The sequence below is a fragment of the Viridibacillus sp. FSL H8-0110 genome (assembly GCF_038003565.1).
In the GTDB taxonomy this organism is placed as follows: domain Bacteria; phylum Bacillota; class Bacilli; order Bacillales_A; family Planococcaceae; genus Viridibacillus; species Viridibacillus arenosi.
Map to the genome: position 1 here is coordinate 2778427 of NZ_JBBOPJ010000001.1, position 18406 is coordinate 2796832.

The window sequence follows — 18406 nt, forward strand, 5'->3', positions numbered from 1 at the left end:
TTACAGGCCTCTTCCGCCATCCACATTCAATGTTGCCCCTGTTACAATTTTCGCTCGATCGGATAATAAGTAAGTAACTGCATTCGCGATATCTTCAGGCTCGATTAATTCACCAAGAGGAACACTTTTTCTAAATACTTCCTCTTTGACGGTGCTGATATCAGCATCTTTGGCAGCAAATTGACCTAGCATATTGGTATCCGCTGGCCCTGGATTAATGGTATTTACTCTAATGGAATAAGGCGCCAATTCGATAGCCATTGCTCTTGAAAAACTTTCTGCTGCGCCTTTTGAAGCAATATATGACTGTAAACCTGGTCGTGGTCTTACAGCTGAAATCGATGCAATTATGACAATTGATCCTTGGCGATTCGGTTTCATATATTTGACTGCTTCCTTACATGAAATGAAAAGACTAGTCGCATTAATATCCATGAGTTTATGCCATTGACTCAATGTCACATCTTCAATAGGCGTTGCTGCTTGAGCAATACCAATCGCATTTACCAAGCCATCAATTTTTCCGAAGTCCTTGTGAACTTGAAAGAAAATTTCAGCAATCTGTTCTTCATCTAAGACACTCGCTGCATGTGTGTGAAGATTAGGATGTTGAATTGATTGTAATGATTCAGTTGATAAATCAACCCCAATAACATACGCTCCTAGTTCGAGCAGTTGAGAAACAATTGCTTTCCCCATTCCTCCACCAGCACCTGTCACAACTATAACTTTATTGTTTAAGTCCATATTTTCGACTCCTCATTCTCTTTAAGAGCATACTGTTCTATTATTTTCGCTGAGATGGCTGAACCCATTTGTGCCGTTGTAGCATTCCCACCAATATCTGCTGTTTTTATCTTCCCTTCAAGGAGTACCAGTTCAATCGCATTTATTATTTTTGTTGAAAGATCTTCTCTCCCTAGATGGTCAAGCATTAAAGCTGCTGACCAAATCTGCGCTATTGGATTAGCGATTCCCTTCCCTGCAATATCCGGTGCAGAGCCGTGAACAGGTTCAAACATAGAAGGAAACTGTTTTTCTGGATTAATGTTTGCTGAAGGAGAAAGGCCTAACCCCCCGACAATTCCTGAACCAAGATCTGATAAAATATCACCAAATAAATTGGAAGCGACTACAACTTCGAATGATTGTGGTCGTTGTACGAAATATGCAACTAGAGCATCAATATAAATCGATTCTAATATAAGGTTTTGATACTCGTTTTTTACTATTCTCTTAACATGTTCATCCCAAAGTTTCATAGAATGGATGATTGCGTTAGACTTCGTAGCACTCGTAACTTTCTTCTTACCATTTTTCTCTGCATATTCACATGCAGCTTTAACGATTCTTTCAATACCCGCTGTAGTCATAATGGTATTTTGAATGGCCATCTCTGATTGTTGAGACTCAAACATACGACCGCCACTATTTGAATATTCACCTTCTGCATTTTCACGGAAAATGACAAAATCGATATCATCCCCATTGCTAAGTGGTGATGTTATGCCAGGTAATGATTTCACAGGTCTAAAGTTTACATATTGCTGGAATTGCTTACGAATTGGCATTATTAATTCCCATATTGTTATGTCATCTGGTACTCTAGCATCACCAATAGCACCAAATAAAATAGCGTCATAGCTTTGTAGTGTTACAAGCCCATCCTCCGGCATCATTCTTCCATGTTCCAAATAATAATCCGAACTCCACTCGAAATTTTCCTTATGCAACACAAAATTCTGTTCATGTTCTTCGAGGACAGACAACACCTTTAATGCTTCCTCCATTACTTCAACACCAATTCCATCTCCAGGAATTACCGCAATTTTAAATTCAGTCATTTACATTACTCCCATCCTTTAAAAAGCGTAATGCTGCATCTCTAAAAATAGCCGTTGTAACCGCTAATTCCTCAATATCTACATACTCATTGATTTGGTGTGGAATTTCTCTATCTCCTGCCCCAATTGTGACAATCGGTACACCATGCATGTGTAAAAACGTACCATCTGTCGCTCCAGGCACCCCATTATAAATTGGTTCTTCTCCTGTCACTTCTTTGACAGCATCATAAACCGCTTGAACAACTGGATGATTTGTGTCAGTAAATGTAGATGGTCGGTTATCTAAAATCGTCAATTCTACATTAAAATCAGAGTCATCATTTTTTAATCTTGCGATGATTGCATTGATTTTATTTAATAATTCATCATGATCCTGTTTTGGAACGGTACGAATATCGAGTGTCATCATACAATGATCAGGAATAACATTAATCTGAGCATCCCCTTTTACAGGTGCTTGCAAAATTGTTGGCGTAATAGATGGCCATTTTAAGTAAGGGTCCTCCCCTAACCTTTCCTGCTCTTCCTTCTCAAGCTTTTCAAGTTCTACTATTAATCTCGCCATTCGCCAATTTGGATTAATTCCACTCCATGATATTGCTCCGTGTGCCATCTTGCCGTATACGTCTACTCTAATACGCATTGCCCCTCGTTGAGCGATACAGACATTATTTTCTTCAGGTTCACAAATAATAGCCCCGTCTACACCATCTGCCCAACCTTGTTTGATGAAGTGTTTAATGCCAAGCATCATCCCTTCTTCATCAACAGGTATGCACAAAATGATCTTTCCACAAAACTCTTCTTTATCTTTTAGAATCGATTGAACAGCGGTAATCATACACGCCAAGTTACCTTTTGTATCATTCGTTCCTCTTCCGTACATCCGTCCATCAACAATTTCAGCACTGAAAGGACCGTACGTCCAAGCATCAACATTTCCTTCTGTTACAACATCCGTATGCCCTTCAAAAAGAAGTGTTTTACCCGGTTTACCTGAATCGATGATGCCAATAACATTTGGTCTACCAGGTACTACTTCTTCAATATGTGTTTGAATACCAATATTCTTTAAATATTCGGCAACATATAACGCCACTTTTGTTTCATTTGCATCTGCAATACCTTCTCTATATACACTTGGAATTTGTACTAGCTCCCGCGTTAATTGAATAACAGCTTCTCGGTCTCGTAAATACGTCTCATTTTCTACTTTTAAATTCATGTAATCTCCCCTTCTTAATTGTTTTCAAATGTTCATAAGGAAAGCGAATACAAACTAAATAATAGTTATGAATATTCTGATATTAATTATATTTTGAAAACGTTTTCTATTAATTGGACAATATGTGTGTACTTCTTATACAAGAATAGACAAGATGTCTTATCTTTACTTTTCTATAATCAGGAAATTCAATTATAAAGGGATTTAAGTGGTTTTTTGAGGGAAGAAACATTCTGAACATAAAAAAAGAAACCTTCAAAATGAAGGAATCCAATGTAGGTTTGAAGTATAAGTGATTGCTTAATCGTTCTTAATATAGCTAAGGAAAATATTTTTTAGAATAAGTAATTGCGTCTCAGATGGTACATTTGATTCGAGCATAAGTATGCTTCTATGAAGTGATAATTTCTTCGCGAAAATACCGAACACATTTGACAATGTTGATAGCGTATCCGTAATCGGTATATCTGTTCGAATAGAGCCATCTGTTTTACCAGTTTCGATTATTTTATAATAGATATCTACAAGTTGCTTGGAAGCAGCATTATAGACCTCCATTCCTTCAAAAGGTTCAGTTGATTGGGCTACGTATGTTTCAAAACTTTCTATAAATTTAATCCGACTTTCCTTCTGTTCGTTAAAAGCTATAAATGTATCAAATAAATGCTCTATCTTTTCGTAACAAGTACCAGGTTTATCTAAAACTTCTTGAAAAACAACTAAATTAGATTCAAGTGATTTTGCGGCTACTGCAACAATAATCCTATCTTTTTTGGGAAAATATCGAAACAAAGTAGCTATGCCAATACTTGCTTCATCTGCGATGTCTTGCATTGTAGTCTTTTCAAGACCCTTTCTTGCAAATACTCGATCAGCTGCTTCTACCATTTCAATAATTCGTTTTTGTTTCCCTTCTAATCGTTCTTTTTCTAATCGAGATTTAGGATCCATAGTAGTACATTCTCCTTTTTACCGTTCTTCTAGACGCTAGTGATTCTATCAAATAGGATGATGAAAGTCAAAATCGTCATTCTATACTTTTTCATTGTAATATTATAGCTATTCATGATATTGTATTTATCACATTGATAGCAATACTATCATTATGATATTAATAGTATCAATAACAAAATTATTTTAACATGAAATCGAGGAGTATTATGTATGAAAAGATTTTTAAAGACTAAAAGTATGTGGACGCCTGTCTGGATGGTATCTGCACTGATGATTATTATGGCAGTCATCTACATTCCAATTTTCTCTAAAGCAACACCAAATGTTCAAAATTTCCCTATCGTTATTATTAATGAAGACGAAGGTGGAAAAGTGGACGGGCTGAAAATTGATATGGGCAAACTAATCAGTACAAATATTGCTAGTTCCAAGGACAGTACTGCTATTAAATGGAAGACTGCATCGAATAAAGAAGCAGGCTTAGCTATTCTTGAAGACAATAAAGCATACGCTGCATTAATCATTCCAAAGAATTACACAAAATCAATGCTTCAGTTACAAGGTCAATTATTACAAAATAAAAAGCATACAAAACAAGCAGAACTTGAATTAATTGTAAACAAAGCTGGAGGACAATTTGCTTCTGGGATAGCACAATCTTCTTTACAAGCAGTCGCAACAAGTATTTCCAAAAGTGTAACCGAGCAAATTTCAGGATCATTGAATAGCTCAAAATCTACCCTTTCACCAGAAAATGCACTCGTTTTAGCAAATCCTATTCAAATTAATGAAAAAAATATTTCTGTCGTCAAAAATGATAATGGGATGACACCTTTTATATTGGCATTATTATGCATGATTACAGGTATGATGGGGTCTCAAATGGTAAATGGTTATGTAGATTCAATGTATACAGCCTTAAAAACACATGGCATGAAAATAAAAAAACATGCAGTCTTAAATGCAGAAATAATATTTGGTATTTGTATGACTGCACTCATGTCAATTTTATTAGTAGTTTGTACTTTTGCAGTTTATAATGTTGGGCATACAGCAAATTTATTGTCGATATTAGGATTTCTTATTTTCGGTTCTATGACGATGTTCATGTTCTTCCAAGTATTCAATCTATACTTCGGTAGATGGAGTTTATTGATCGCCTTCCCTATTAATATGATGGGAATATTTGCAAGTGGCGGACCAATTCCAATCAATATTTTACCGTCTGTTCACCAATTCTTTAGTAACATTTTACCAACGCATTATTTAGTAGACGGTATGCGTTCACTGATTTATTACGATGGTAGAATGGCATCAGGTATGTCTTCTGCGCTAATCACCTTATCAATCTTTTTTGTTGTTAGTGTTGTACTTTGCTATATCATTAGTCAAGTAAAATTCAATAAAGATAATCGTAATCAATCCGAAGTAACAACAGCAGAGTAATTTATGTTTAAAAACTCCTTGAGAAACCTCTAAGCAAATAAAAGAGCATGTTATGAACGTCAAATGTTCAAAACATGCTCTTATTTAATGTAATAGATACATTTCTATATAATAAAGTTTGAAATTTCATTAAACCTTAATCAACAATGCTCTCGTTATTAAGTGTATAGCTGGACAAACTATCACTAAATCATGAAATGCTTTCGATTAATAACGTTTGTATATTCCCTTCCATACAATACTTTCTTTGGATTAATAACGATGATTAAAAGTGCTACTACTAAATAAAAAATTGCGTTATACATGATTAAATCGAATAAGTTTCCGTTTATAATGCCAATAAAAAAATTAAAAAATTGGTGGATGATGATTGGGATGATTAAATTCTGATTTAAGTTATAAAATGCTGTCATGACGATCTTAATGGATATGATTGAAATCATAAAGAATAAAATATATTTGATTAAATCAATGCCCACAAACCCTGTAGTAAACCATATGGGTAGATGCCACATACCCCACCAAAACCCTATGATTATCGATGCTTTTAATGGTGAATGCATCTTTTGGAGCTCAATTTGAGCGAAGCCTCTCCACCCTATTTCTTCACCTAGTGGCCCTGCAATAAGGTTTTTAAAAAAGAAATAGATCAACATGCCCCAAGAAGAAATAGTAAAAATAGAGTCTACCTCACTATTATTAGATACGAGAAACAAAATCATCAAAAATATGAAGATTTGAATCAAAATCACAGTAAGAATCACAGAAAATTTAAGTTTATTCTTAAATTTATCTTTTACAAATTGTATAAAACTTTGCCGAGGATAGATTTTTTTAAATAGGATGGCAAAAGCAAATGTCGAGGACCAAGATGATATACAGAACATTACATCAAAGACCCATGCAGGGTATTCTAACATGCTTATGGCTCCTACAAGAAAAAAAAGTGGCAAAAAAATGATATTGGTTAGTAGAATAAAACTTGCTACTGGTTTTTTTAGTTTCTTTTCCCTTTTCATACATAATCCCCGCTTCAAACTAAGTATTTCGTAAATATAATAGCGCTCATATTTACCGATACCTTCAGCTTAAACCTAGGGGTTACTCACAGGTCAATACATACCTGAATTATTTTATAGGTGCATAAATTTCTAAAAATGTACGTTCAAGTTCGTCTTCATAAGTGGTAAGTAATAGATTTATATAAACTATCCCTAAAAGTTCGTACCCTTTTTCTATTGCTACTTTTCTTAAATTTGCTTCAACGCTATGATCAATACTTTTTCCACCAGTTGACCATCTTCCATCTTCAATAACTGTATAAATACATTTTGGATGAGATAGAATTTCACCTTTTATTTCTTTATCATAGTCTTCTACTTCTCTTACAATTATAAATCCATCTTCAATCATACCTTCTTCATTGAAATTTATGACTCTTCTTAAAGAGGTTAGAGTAACTGCTTTTTTTAAGCTGTCTGTGTTCTTTTTTAGAGTTTCATATTCATCATACGCAGTAAAATGTTTTATTTCTCCTTTTATTTCTAAAGGCTTCATTTCTTGTACTGTATATTCCCCTAAAAACTGTTTAATTTTTTCGCAATCTTCCTTTACTATCTGAATCTTTTTTAAAAGAAGCTTTTTGTATTCTATTTCCTCTAAAACATCTTGTTCTTTCTCTTCTAATAATGATTTTATTCCCTCTATACTCTTACTTTTTCTTAATTCCTGGATTTTTTTAATTTCAATATCAATTTCTCTATAGAAATTTACTGTTGTTATATCATTTATATCAAAATGATTATATTTTCTATACCCATTCACAATATTTTGCTTAGGTTTTACTAATTCCTTTTCTTCATAAAATTTCAAGGTATCTCTAGATACACCTAAAAATTGAGCGACTTGTCCAATTGTGTACATTATATTCTCCTTTATCATTGCTACATATTCTATATAATATTTCATATTATCAGTACGTCGACAAATAATAATATTGGTTTTTGGTTTTATTATAATAACAAAGGTAAAGTATTAAAAAGTAAATAACTTACAAAACAAAAGACAAACAAAAATTCGTCCCTAATATAAATTTCCGTAGTACTTCTTTAATATTCTCACAAAACTTCTGAAGTTAAAGGCTTAAATATTCAAACAACGCAGCTCATTTTTAAAATACCCATAAAAAAAACCAGATTCTGGATATAGAACCTGGTTTTTTATGCAAATTACAATTTAAATTTCTGTACTTGTAAATTAAGTTCTTCTGCAAGTTCAGCTAGATGATCTGAGCTATTCGAAATTTCTTCCATCGAACTTGTTGTTTGTTGAACAGTTGCAGTAGTTTCCTCTACTCCTGCTGCAGACTCCTGAGAAACAGCAGCAATATCATCAATTGAGTGATTAATTTGTAAAGTTGTTTTAGAAATGTCACTTAAATTATTTGAAATGACATTAATATTATCAATCATATCACTAATAGCATTTGAAATATTGTTGAATGTCTCACCTGTAGAGGCGATTTGTTCTGTTCCTTGAATCACTTCCTCATAACCACTTTGGAGTGAAGTTGTTACATTTTTTGTTTCTTGTTGTATCTTTTGAACAATACCAGCTATATCAGTTACTGAGAACGTTACTTGTTCAGCTAACTTTCGTACTTCATCAGCTACGACAGCAAAACCTTTTCCTTGTTCACCAGCACGTGCTGCTTCAATTGCTGCGTTTAAAGCAAGTAAATTTGTTTGATCTGCAATACTTGTAATTACAGATACCAATTTTGAAATTTCTAAAGATTGCACTGCTAAATTCTCTACTTTTCGCACTGATTCTTGAACGATTCCATCAATTTTACGCATTTGTTCAGTAGAATCTATCATTAGTTTACTGCCTTCATGTGTAAGACTTTGAACATTCGAAGTATGATTGTTCATTTTCTCACCTTCATAATTTGCTTCTTTTACTTTTTGAGTAAATGACTCCATCACTGTTGCTAAATCACTTGCGTTACTTGCTTGGGATTCAGTTCCTTCAGCAATTTCTTGCATAGTTAATGCTATTTGTGTACTACCCGTTTTTACTTCTAATGCAGATTGTGCAAGTTCTTCACTATTTGAAGCAACTTGATTGGACACATCTTGAATATTACTCAATATTTCATGAACATTTTTACTCATTGAATTGGTCGCTTCAATTAATTGTCCAATCTCGTCTTCAGACGTTTTTGGAAGGTCTGGCTGACTTATATCACCTTGCGAAATCTCCGTCATGCGTTTTGCCACGAGTTTGATTGGTTTTACGATTATTCGAGCAGTTATAAAAGCTACAATCACTGAAATGATAGTAAGTAGTATAGTTGAAATAATACTTATTAATTGATTATTTTCTCCATTCTCAATCATCTCTTTACCTATTTTCTTAATAGCCTCTTCTCGAGTGTTCGCTAACTCTTCATAACCTTCCTGTATTTCACTGGCTTGTTCATCCACCGACTTCAGGTTATCTGCAGCTAGTTGCTTATTTCCACGATCATATTCTTCAAATACATCTTCTATTATATATGTACGCCACACTCTTGCTTTTTCAACTATTTCATCTAATTTTATCGAAGAAGTTAATCCTGCAACAATCGCCGCATTTTCTTCAGCGATATCTGTATATTCATCAAATTTTTCCTTATATTTTTTATCACCGGAAATAATATATCCTCTAGCTGCTGCCGTTCGATTTGCAAATGATGATGCCAACTCATCATCTGCTGCTAATATTTCTAACTCAATCTCAACAATCTCCTTCGTTGATTTAGTTGAGTTTTGCTGCATAACATAACTATAAACATTATATCCTGTCATTATAAGTACTACGATTATAAAGCCAAATGATATTTTTGCTCTTACTGTTTTGAAGTTTTTAAAACCTAATTTTTTCCCCAACTTCATTTGCACTTCCTTTGTTTGGTTTTAGTAATTCTATAAAAGATGGATACTTTTATATATCCATTTATTAAAAACCTCAATTTTCAGAACCATAATAAAAAGAATTTAGTGGTATTTAATCGATTATTGTTAAATAACCACTATATAGAATTATACATTATAAAACCAAAAAATATAGTATTAATTTACCATAACTTTATTCACAAAAAAATTAATGTATTCAGAAATTTACATACCATTAAACCTATCAACGTGCTTCATATATGAATACAAAGTTATACAAACCAAAAAAACTAACTCAAGATTGCACATCATGAGTTAGCCTGATTTTTAGTAAAAATATGTTACTTAATGAAAGAAACATACCTACCACTATCATTCTTCTTTTTGTAATAACTTATTCGACAACCACAAGCCAAATCCACCAATACTAATAAAGAGAATTGCTCGAATGAGTAAATCCAAATATGAAAGGTCAAAGAAGATTAATTTTGCTATTCCAAAAACTAATAGACTGTATCCAGTATACCGGATGAATTTTTGCTGTCCTTCCGAACTAATCCATAGGGCAATACATGCAGTAATAAGAATAATAATCGTATGCCCTGTATATAGGAATCTTTCACCGAAATAATAAACTGTATGAATTTGTGATAGCAATGTAATAACTGCAATCATATCTACAAGAAGTCCAATAGAAATAATTGGTCCCACGGATTTTCTTAATATTTCTTGCCATTTTCCAAAGTAATTTTTCCCGTTATAAATTGAATATAGTAAGTAACTAAATATAACTACATAAACTATTCTCAAGACAATATTTTTGACAACTACCTGGTCAGACAATTCATCTAAGGGGAATACATAAATCATTGAATAGCAGAAGCTAAATAGGAATACTACTGGTAAAAACCTTCCGATAAATTTCTCTTTTATAAATAGCATTGCAATAGTTGTAACAGCTAAGACAATTAATAAGAAGTATGGTAACTCACCTTCTATATGAAAATAGCCATAATCTACCTTAGCAAAATAGGAGAATACATAAAAGCTAATTAAAATCGGTACAATCTCTAATATTGCAAACTCTTCCATTGCTTTTTCAAAACGCCCTAATTTACCTTTTGGACGATTTGCAATTATAAATAAGACTAGCATATATACAATTATGAGTAATTGATTGATATTTTCGAAGCGCCAAAATGGATCGACTGAACTATCTAAAAAGACAAACAAAACAGTAAGAGTGAATATGAGCGAATTTGTTATTTTCATTAAGCTGGCACGTAAACGCAAAGCTAAAAGCAAACTTACAAATGCGGTAAATGGTAATAAGAACTCTTTCAAATTAGTTGCCAATTCTAACTGAACAACGAAATTCATCGCAGCAACTAATGCCACAGTAATGAAAACATCCAAAAGTCTTCTCTGCTTTTTCAAATAAGCATAACTTCCAAGTCCGATGAAACCAATCATGTAAACTAGTAAGAAAAAGCTATTATAATTAACTGCTAGTAGATTAATGAAAAATAAACTAATCATACTAATACCAAACAATAGACTCTCATATAATGTTGATATTTTTTGTTCAACTTCATAAAACCGAATCCAACTGAATATGAAGATTCCTAATACAATTAAAAATGTACAACCAAATGCAATCTCTTGATAATTATTCATAAAACCAACAATTAATACTGCCATTTGCGAAAAGAGTAACCCTGCATACAGTGCAATTATTTGTTGATGCTTCCAAATAACAATTTGTAAACAAGCAAATAATAAAACAATAAAGCCTAATATAATAGTCTCACCAAATGCCATATACTCAAGTAAATATGGCAGAAGTAGCGATGTGAATGCTACAAAAACAGTCAGTACTTCACTCTTTTTCATATAACTAATAACAATTCCGTATGCAATATATGACATTGCAACGAGCAGAGCAATCAGTAATGACAAAACATCATACAAAATGGCTCCAGCAGCCGTCGTCAAAATACCGATGATAAATGCACCACCATAAAGCGTAATATACAGTGCTTTTTGACGTTTCTTTTTATACTCCATAAAGTATGCTAACCCAACTAAAACAAGTGAGAATACGTAGGCTAATGCAATTTTAAAACCATTAGCTAGAATGCCATAATCACTGATTAACTTTAATCCCCATAAAACGCCAAATACTATCATAATCATAAAAACTTTTGGCAATGACCAAACTAGCATCTCTTCTATAGACATTTCTTTTTTAGGTTCTTGAAGTGGTGTTTTATTTACTTTCACTTTCTGCACAGGCTCCTGTTTAAGCGGCTCTTTCTTAATAGCAGGTTTTATTTCTGTATGTATGATTTCAGCTTTTTCTACTCTTTTGGTTCGTGGATTGATTTGATTTTGTAGCTGAGCCATATCCCTCTTTAATATGGAAACTTCCTGCTCTAACTCAATTAGTCTTTTCTCTAAATCATTTGAATGCACCCACACTCACCTCCTACTTAATATACACGTCATTATACACATTACCTTTACACAAAACAATAACTTTTGTTAAAAAAGATGTAAAATTACACTTTTTAAAAAGAGATGATATAGTTTTTATTAATAAACCTTAATAAAACCTCTTCTTAACATATGAAAAAGATTCCGACGATATATCGGAAGCTTTTCAAAATGTAATATAGTATTTTTATTCGATTAGATGCTATATCTAGTTATTCACATTAACTCTTAGATATTCTTTCAGTCAATTTCTAATGGCTTTGTAGAAGTTAAAATTATTCTTTCATCACTATCTACATGATCTTCTACATGATCCTCATATTTTGTGACCTTCCTCGTATCAGGTGCGAAAATTGCTAGAATTAGTGATAATAGTAACCCAACAATCATAAAGCTTCCGAATAATATCCAAGTTAGAAGAACATCCCTACTAATTAGTAGATGCATGCGTGGTACATTATACGACTGGCTGCTCTTCGGAGCAGATTACGACCTTGTTCAAGAGAGCGATCAATTTATTCGCATTTTCTTAGATGGATGAAGAAAGTAAATAGCAGTTATACTTCCTAAGTGTTTGTCGTACAGCTCTACATCACATTCAAAATCAGACAACAAAAAAGAGTTATCCTACAAGTCAATTAGACTATTAGGATAACTCTTAATTATGTATGGGTCAGGACGGAATCGAACCGCCGACACTTAGAGCTTCAATCTAATGCTCTACCAACTGAGCTACTGACCCGATTGGTTGCGGGGACAGGATTTGAACCTGTGACCTTCGGGTTATGAGCCCGACGAGCTACCGAACTGCTCCACCCCGCGATAATAATATTGAAAGCCCTATTTAGATAAAATGGAGGAGGAAGAGGGATTCGAACCCCCGCGCGGTATGACCCGCCTGTCGGTTTTCAAGACCGATCCCTTCAGCCAGACTTGGGTATTCCTCCGTACTTTGGAGCGGAAGACGAGGTTCGAACTCGCGACCCCCACCTTGGCAAGGTGGTGTTCTACCACTGAACTACTTCCGCATTTGTTATGTGCTCTTTAGTACATAAATTAATTTAACACATAATACATTTATCCGTCAACACTTAAATAATATGTTAGAATATTTAATTTTTAAGGTATATTAAAATAACAAATACATATTGATTCCCTTTGTGCTTCCACAAACATATTTTCTCCTAGAATATCGGCATGTTTACTATAGTTCTAGATGGTTTTTCTTTTATTCTATATCTCTATTTTATTCTTCTCGACGATACTTTTTAGTCTGGTCTTCGCATTTTTACTTATAACTGTATTATTGTTATATAGCAAAACATCTAAATGTATCAATATAAATTTCTGACTCTATTACTTTGCATGACTACTAAAATGCATTGGCTTTCAACTTTTCACTACATGATGTTCATATATATTAACCACAAAAAAACGTCTCATACATCAATTTTCTGATGATGAGACGTATCTTTCATTACGCTATTGCTTTAATGAGAAAAGCGATTTGCAAGTTCCTCAAAATACTGCACGCCATAAATTAGCGCTTTTTCATCGACTTTAAATTTAGAGTGATGCAATGGATACGCTTCACCCAATGCCTCGTTATTGACAACTATAAATAGCAGTGATGCAACGCCTTCAAAATCGGCAACAAAACCTATTTCCAAATTAATGTATCTAATTGGATTATTTAACTATTTATCTTGTTGCTTGAACTTACATACTGTAATAATTTGTATAACAATTCTGGCATTTCTTCAAAAGCACTTTTCACATGTAGACGCTCTGATATTTGATGTGCATCTTTTCCAAACGGCCCTACATTTAACACTGGTGCTGTGAATTGTTCCATTTCTTTAAATGGTATTGAATATGTTTGTCCCCAAACTGGCGTATTTTTTTCATACGTTTTCCAATCTTTATCTGCTGTAAATTGACAATAACTCAGGTCACAAATTCCATTGAAATAATGAATATGTTCTAATGGAATATCATATTTCTTAGCTTCTCCTAGCAATAATGAAATTGCTCCATTAATCAACGGATTTTCAGAAGAATTCGCCGGCGGATAATATGGTGGTGCAAACAGCAATACAACTGCTGGTGCTAATTCTTGACAGTGAATCATTAATTGGTCTGCAATGCGCAATGATTTCTCACGATCATCCCACTCTTCTTGACCAATTACTTCATCGATTATTGAAGTCACTTTTGCTTCACCCAGCTTTTCAAGTGCATGGCTTTGCAATTCCTCAAATTTGATAACTCGAATGTTACCTACACCGTCAATAGCCTGTTTTTGACAAAGTTCATCGTATCGCTTCTGGCATTTTGCCATCGCTTCATTTGCAACAGATTCAAAGATCGACATAATTTCACCCGCACTACGTTTCAATAAGAAGACGTTATACATTGCTACTGCACGATAAGGTGTTTGCGTTGAATATTGTGTTTTTAAATCTTTTAGCTGTAGCGAAACAGGAAGTGGTGTTTTTTCACCGTAATCTTCTTCACAGAATCGTTCATTCCATTCCATTTCCTGTGTTAAGAAAGAACTCATATAAGGAGCTGTAATACCTTTTAGTGGTTCTCCAACATGTGTCTCTTTACCATAGAAAAGGGCTGAAGGCATGATTTTACCAATCGTTCCAGAATAAATATATTCCTGTAAATCTGCCGGTCCTTGTGAAAATGATGGCTCGCTATTTAAAAATAAGACTAATTCTAGATTCTCTTTTTCTTGTAACTGTGTAATATGTTTTACCGCCTGACGCATACCAGCAGAGTTCACTTCCTCATCTGGTACAGTTATTAACAGTAAATTCAATTTCCATTGTTCTTCAATTGCACGCTCCATCAATTGCATATGAAGTGCCAGTCCCATCTTCATATCCATTACGCCTCGACCAAATAAATAATCACCTGATTGTAAATCCTTTTGTGCTGATTTAGGTAATAAACTTGGATTTGCTAAAAAGGCTTTTGTTAGCTCTTCAGGCATCGTTGCAAGTGGCATTAATGAACCGTACTCTTCAATCTGTACCGTATCAAAATGGCTGATTAAAACTACCGTTTCTTGTACTTCAGGATGCTTATATAAAGCAGATACAACTTGGCGCCCTTTATCAACATCACATAATTCAATATTCTCTGGATGCTGTTCAAAATAAGGTAGCTGTTGTAATTTAGCTTGTAACTTCCTTGAAAATTGTTGTTCACCAGTAGTCAATGTCTGGCTTTCCCAACTGACTAGTTCACATATTAATTCTCGTAACTGCTTGGATGTACCCCACATTATGTCTCGCTCCCCTTTTCAATAATCACTTTTTGATCTTCAGGTGCAAAGGACTTCCCCTTTAGCCTCACTTGATAAAAGATTAAACAAGCTATGAAAAACCCTACCCCGTAAGCTAAACCAACTCTTTGCGTGGAATCCCATGCAAGAAACCCTAAAATCAAGGCGCAAAATGCGATACAAAAAAGAGGAATAAATGGATAGTACTTTACTCGATAACCTAAATCCTTTAGTTGCCCACCGTTTTTTAAATAATGCTTTCTAAACATTAACTGCGATAGTGCAATACCCATCCATGAAATCGTAACTGAAATTCCAGCAATAGACATGAGCAATACAAACACAGTATCTGCTTCCATAACACTCGTTAAAAGTGACAACAATGAAAATACCATTGTAAATACAAGAGCATTAAAAGGAATTTTGTTTTTATTGACTTTTCCGAAAATTCTCGGTGCCATTCCTTCATTTGACATCGCCCATAATAACCGAGTTGATGCATAGAGACATGAATTTCCAACGGATAAAATAGCTGTTAATATAATGAAATTCATAATATCCGCTGCAAATGGAATTCCTACTAAATCTAACAGCGTTACAAATGGACTCTCTAATAGACCAAGTTCACTAGATGGGAAAATAGCAGATAGAACAATAATAGAAGCAATATAGAAAAGTATAATACGAACTAAAATCGTACGAATAGCTCTCGGAATATTCTTTTGAGGGTTTTCCGTTTCCCCTGCTGCAATACCTACTAATTCAGAACCTTGATATGAGAATATTACGTTCATCATCGTGACAAAAATAATAGCAATCCCAGCTGGGAATAACTGTGTTGGCGCTAAATTTGTTAAATGCGGAGCTGGACGATCTGCAATCGGAACCCAGCCGATGATGACAGCAATACCAATAATAATAAAAATCACAACTGCTACTACTTTAATACCTGAGAACCAAAATTCTGTTTCAGCAAATCCTCTTGTAGACAAGGCGTTTAAAGAAAACAGAAGTAACATAAAGAGTGCACACCATATCCAAACTGCTACATCTGGAAACCAATGTTGCATCAATATTCCAGCAGCTGTAAATTCAACACCTGCGGTTGCAGCTGAACCTACAAAGTACATCCAGCCAAGGGAAAAACCTGCAGATGGATGTATATATTTTGTTGCATACGTTTGGAATGAGCCTGTTACAGGCATATGCACGGCAAGCTCACCCAAACAAGTCATCACCATATACAAAATAAATCCACCAATTAAATAACCAATAATGGCACCACCAGCACCTGCTTGATTAATCGTATAACCAACGTTTAAAAACAAGCCTGTACCAATCACTCCCCCAAGTGAAAGCATCAATAAGTGACGGCTTTTCATGGATCTCTTTAATTGGTTTGACTCATTCACCCCTTGTTGATCGTTCATACCCATCCCACCCCATGTATGTTTTTAAAAGCGAAGTGACAAGCAGCTTAAGCCGCCATCTTGTTTTTGGAATTCACTCATCGGTAATTCAATAACGCTATATCCAGCTTGTTCTATTTTTTGTTTTGTCGCTGGGTAACCTGCAGGAATAATGACAAAATCATTGACTAAAATACAGTTCGCTGAATATTCATCTTCTTTCGGAATAACGATTTTGTCGTATGAAGAAAATAGTTCGTCTTCAACAAATTCACCAGCTAAAACCATTTTGTTGTCACCTAAATAAGCAATTCCTGTTTTCAAATGGAAGAACTCTTTAAGTGGTACAATATGAGCCACGTAATCTTCTTTTTCTAAAATAGCTTTTAATTGTTCAGCACCTTGTTGATTTGTACGCTCTGAAATACCAATGTAAAAAGTATTATCTGCTTGCAATACATCGCCACCATCTAATGTGCCAGGATTTTCGATGTAATAGATTTTTTCAAATAAACCTTTTAATACTTGTTCCATTTCGACAATTTCACCATTACGACTAGCTGCACCTGGGTTTGATACGACTGCAAAATCTTTTGTTAATACTGCAGTATCTTCTACAAAAGTAGAATCTGGGAATGCTTCATCTGCTTCTAAATAAGTAACCTCTACTCCACAAGTTTTTAACGCTTCAACATAAGCTTCATGTTGTACTAATAACCCTTCGTAATTTGGTGTACCTAAATCAGAAGTTGTTAACCCCTCTACATAACTTTTACCTGGTTTTTTTACAATAACATTTGAAAACATTTTATTATCCCCCTTAGTATCTTTCGACTGGGCAAGTTAAACACGTTGGCCCGCCTGTCCCTTTTACTGTGATTTCATCGCCTTTATACGTATAAACTGTTGCTCCTGACTCTTTCAATAGTTGTTCTGTAACTGGATTTCCAGCAGGTAAAACACATACTCTTGGTGCTAGCGCTAAAACATTACAACCAAGTGAATCGTATTCATCATTTGGCACCTCAAGTAGAGTAAAGCCTTTTTCTAAAAGCCATTGGCGCATGAAGACTGGCATTAGTCTTGAATGTACAACCGCTAAATCCTTGTCCACTATGCTGATGAAAGACATTAAATGCAAGCAAGCTTCTTCACCTAAATCATGTGGTAAAGGAACAATCATCACTTCATCTACAAAAGGTTTGAAGATTTCTTTAAGTTGACGAATCGCTTCATCATTCGTACGGTAGCCTCTCCCTATCGCTACTGTCCGCTCATTTAACCAGACAATATCTCCACCATCTGAAATAGCTTCCCCTTTTAAGCTACCGATGATTGGTATATTCTTTTCTGTCAAAAACTCATTAAACACATCTGCTTCAGGTTGTCGCAATTCTTTTCCTGAACGTAAGATGATAGCTCCGTGCGGTGTAAATTTCACTGGATCATGTGCATATAAAGAATCCAAACCTACAGTTTCGTTTTGTGGCAAGAAATCTATCTTTTCAACATGCTTTCTTAAAATATCTAGAAACGATTCGTACTCATTTATAGCTTCTTTAAAATTCGGCTCACTAAGATAAAAATATTTCTCCCAATTCCCTTGAAGATGCTGTTGGTTAATAAACGCAGCATCGGGACTTTTCACAATGACACGTTTCAAAGGTGCATACATTGAATCACAAAACATACTTCCCCCTCCTTCTTTCCGATGAACGGAAAATTTTTCCGTCAAAAGGAAACTATATATTTAGAATATATGAAAAATATATTATAATGTCAATATATTTTAA

Annotated in this window: 16 protein-coding genes and 4 tRNA genes; 2 read left to right on the forward strand and 18 right to left on the reverse strand. The window is 34.2% G+C overall.

Annotated elements, in window-relative coordinates; all coding sequences use genetic code 11:
* The 4 genes from MHH98_RS13955 to MHH98_RS13970 all read right to left on the reverse strand — a co-directional run bounded on the left by MHH98_RS13955 (window position 1) and on the right by MHH98_RS13970 (window position 4023).
* On the reverse strand, window positions 1-747 hold the full coding sequence (locus tag MHH98_RS13955; protein ID WP_076035089.1) for an SDR family NAD(P)-dependent oxidoreductase: 747 nt from the start codon (window positions 745-747) through the stop codon (window positions 1-3).
* Window positions 738-1844: a tartrate dehydrogenase gene (locus MHH98_RS13960; protein ID WP_076035088.1), complete on the reverse strand. Its 1107-nt coding sequence runs from the start codon at window positions 1842-1844 to the stop codon at window positions 738-740. Before MHH98_RS13960 ends, MHH98_RS13955 begins: the two co-directional genes overlap by 10 nt.
* Window positions 1837-3072: a M20 family metallopeptidase gene (locus MHH98_RS13965; protein ID WP_076035087.1), complete on the reverse strand. Its 1236-nt coding sequence runs from the start codon at window positions 3070-3072 to the stop codon at window positions 1837-1839. Before MHH98_RS13965 ends, MHH98_RS13960 begins: the two co-directional genes overlap by 8 nt.
* A 300-nt stretch (window positions 3073-3372) precedes the next feature.
* On the reverse strand, window positions 3373-4023 hold the full coding sequence (locus MHH98_RS13970; RefSeq protein WP_038189645.1) for a TetR/AcrR family transcriptional regulator: 651 nt from the start codon (window positions 4021-4023) through the stop codon (window positions 3373-3375).
* Window positions 4024-4236: 213 nt separating this feature from the next.
* Here MHH98_RS13970 and MHH98_RS13975 point away from each other — a divergent pair, with 213 nt between their 5' ends.
* Complete coding sequence (locus MHH98_RS13975) at window positions 4237-5472, forward strand: YhgE/Pip domain-containing protein (protein WP_038189648.1); 1236 nt, start codon at window positions 4237-4239, stop codon at window positions 5470-5472.
* 185 nt (window positions 5473-5657) lie between these two features.
* Here the strand turns inward: MHH98_RS13975 and MHH98_RS13980 are convergent, their stop codons facing one another.
* The 5 genes from MHH98_RS13980 to MHH98_RS14000 all read right to left on the reverse strand — a co-directional run bounded on the left by MHH98_RS13980 (window position 5658) and on the right by MHH98_RS14000 (window position 12353).
* Window positions 5658-6491 (reverse strand): CPBP family intramembrane glutamic endopeptidase, encoded by an 834-nt coding sequence (locus MHH98_RS13980; RefSeq protein ID WP_340713099.1) that lies wholly within the window; start codon window positions 6489-6491, stop codon window positions 5658-5660.
* A 109-nt stretch (window positions 6492-6600) separates the two neighbouring features.
* Entirely contained in the window at window positions 6601-7395 is a 795-nt protein-coding gene (locus MHH98_RS13985) for a MerR family transcriptional regulator (RefSeq protein ID WP_340713100.1), read from the reverse strand.
* A 305-nt stretch (window positions 7396-7700) separates the two neighbouring features.
* Window positions 7701-9410 (reverse strand): methyl-accepting chemotaxis protein, encoded by a 1710-nt coding sequence (locus tag MHH98_RS13990; RefSeq protein WP_340713101.1) that lies wholly within the window; start codon window positions 9408-9410, stop codon window positions 7701-7703.
* Window positions 9411-9782: 372 nt separating this feature from the next.
* Window positions 9783-11885 carry a DUF2339 domain-containing protein gene (locus MHH98_RS13995; RefSeq protein ID WP_340713102.1) on the reverse strand — a complete coding sequence of 701 codons (2103 nt, stop codon included), beginning with the start codon at window positions 11883-11885 and terminating at the stop codon, window positions 9783-9785.
* A gap of 261 nt (window positions 11886-12146) precedes the next feature.
* Window positions 12147-12353 carry a hypothetical protein gene (locus MHH98_RS14000; RefSeq protein WP_246832150.1) on the reverse strand — a complete coding sequence of 69 codons (207 nt, stop codon included), beginning with the start codon at window positions 12351-12353 and terminating at the stop codon, window positions 12147-12149.
* On the opposite strand from MHH98_RS14000, the gene MHH98_RS14005 reads away from it, so the two are divergent.
* Window positions 12352-12447: a hypothetical protein gene (locus tag MHH98_RS14005; RefSeq protein WP_235175772.1), complete on the forward strand. Its 96-nt coding sequence runs from the start codon at window positions 12352-12354 to the stop codon at window positions 12445-12447. The genes MHH98_RS14000 and MHH98_RS14005 overlap by 2 nt on opposite strands.
* Window positions 12448-12575: 128 nt before the next feature.
* Here MHH98_RS14005 and MHH98_RS14010 read toward each other — a convergent pair.
* From MHH98_RS14010 to MHH98_RS14050, 9 genes are all read right to left on the reverse strand, one after another.
* Window positions 12576-12648, reverse strand: a tRNA-Phe gene (locus tag MHH98_RS14010).
* Window positions 12649-12651: 3 nt separating this feature from the next.
* Window positions 12652-12728: transfer RNA gene (locus MHH98_RS14015), tRNA-Met, on the reverse strand.
* A gap of 32 nt (window positions 12729-12760) precedes the next feature.
* Window positions 12761-12853: transfer RNA gene (locus tag MHH98_RS14020), tRNA-Ser, on the reverse strand.
* A 6-nt stretch (window positions 12854-12859) separates the two neighbouring features.
* Window positions 12860-12934, reverse strand: a tRNA-Gly gene (locus MHH98_RS14025).
* A 462-nt stretch (window positions 12935-13396) separates the two neighbouring features.
* A complete protein-coding gene (locus tag MHH98_RS14030) occupies window positions 13397-13576 on the reverse strand; it encodes a hypothetical protein (RefSeq protein ID WP_340711396.1) in 180 nt (59 codons plus the stop codon).
* 23 nt (window positions 13577-13599) lie between these two features.
* Window positions 13600-15204, reverse strand: a complete 1605-nt coding sequence (locus tag MHH98_RS14035) for a M20/M25/M40 family metallo-hydrolase (RefSeq protein ID WP_340713104.1) — start codon at window positions 15202-15204, stop codon at window positions 13600-13602.
* On the reverse strand, window positions 15204-16634 hold the full coding sequence (locus MHH98_RS14040; RefSeq protein ID WP_076035083.1) for an amino acid permease: 1431 nt from the start codon (window positions 16632-16634) through the stop codon (window positions 15204-15206). The genes MHH98_RS14035 and MHH98_RS14040 overlap by 1 nt, the downstream gene beginning before the upstream one ends.
* 24 nt (window positions 16635-16658) lie before the next feature.
* Window positions 16659-17420 carry a dimethylarginine dimethylaminohydrolase family protein gene (locus tag MHH98_RS14045; RefSeq protein WP_076035082.1) on the reverse strand — a complete coding sequence of 254 codons (762 nt, stop codon included), beginning with the start codon at window positions 17418-17420 and terminating at the stop codon, window positions 16659-16661.
* A gap of 13 nt (window positions 17421-17433) precedes the next feature.
* The gene (locus MHH98_RS14050; RefSeq protein WP_038189725.1) at window positions 17434-18303 is read right to left on the reverse strand and encodes a dimethylarginine dimethylaminohydrolase family protein; all 870 of its coding nucleotides are present in this window, start codon (window positions 18301-18303) and stop codon (window positions 17434-17436) included.
* Window positions 18304-18406: the final 103 nt, after the last annotated feature.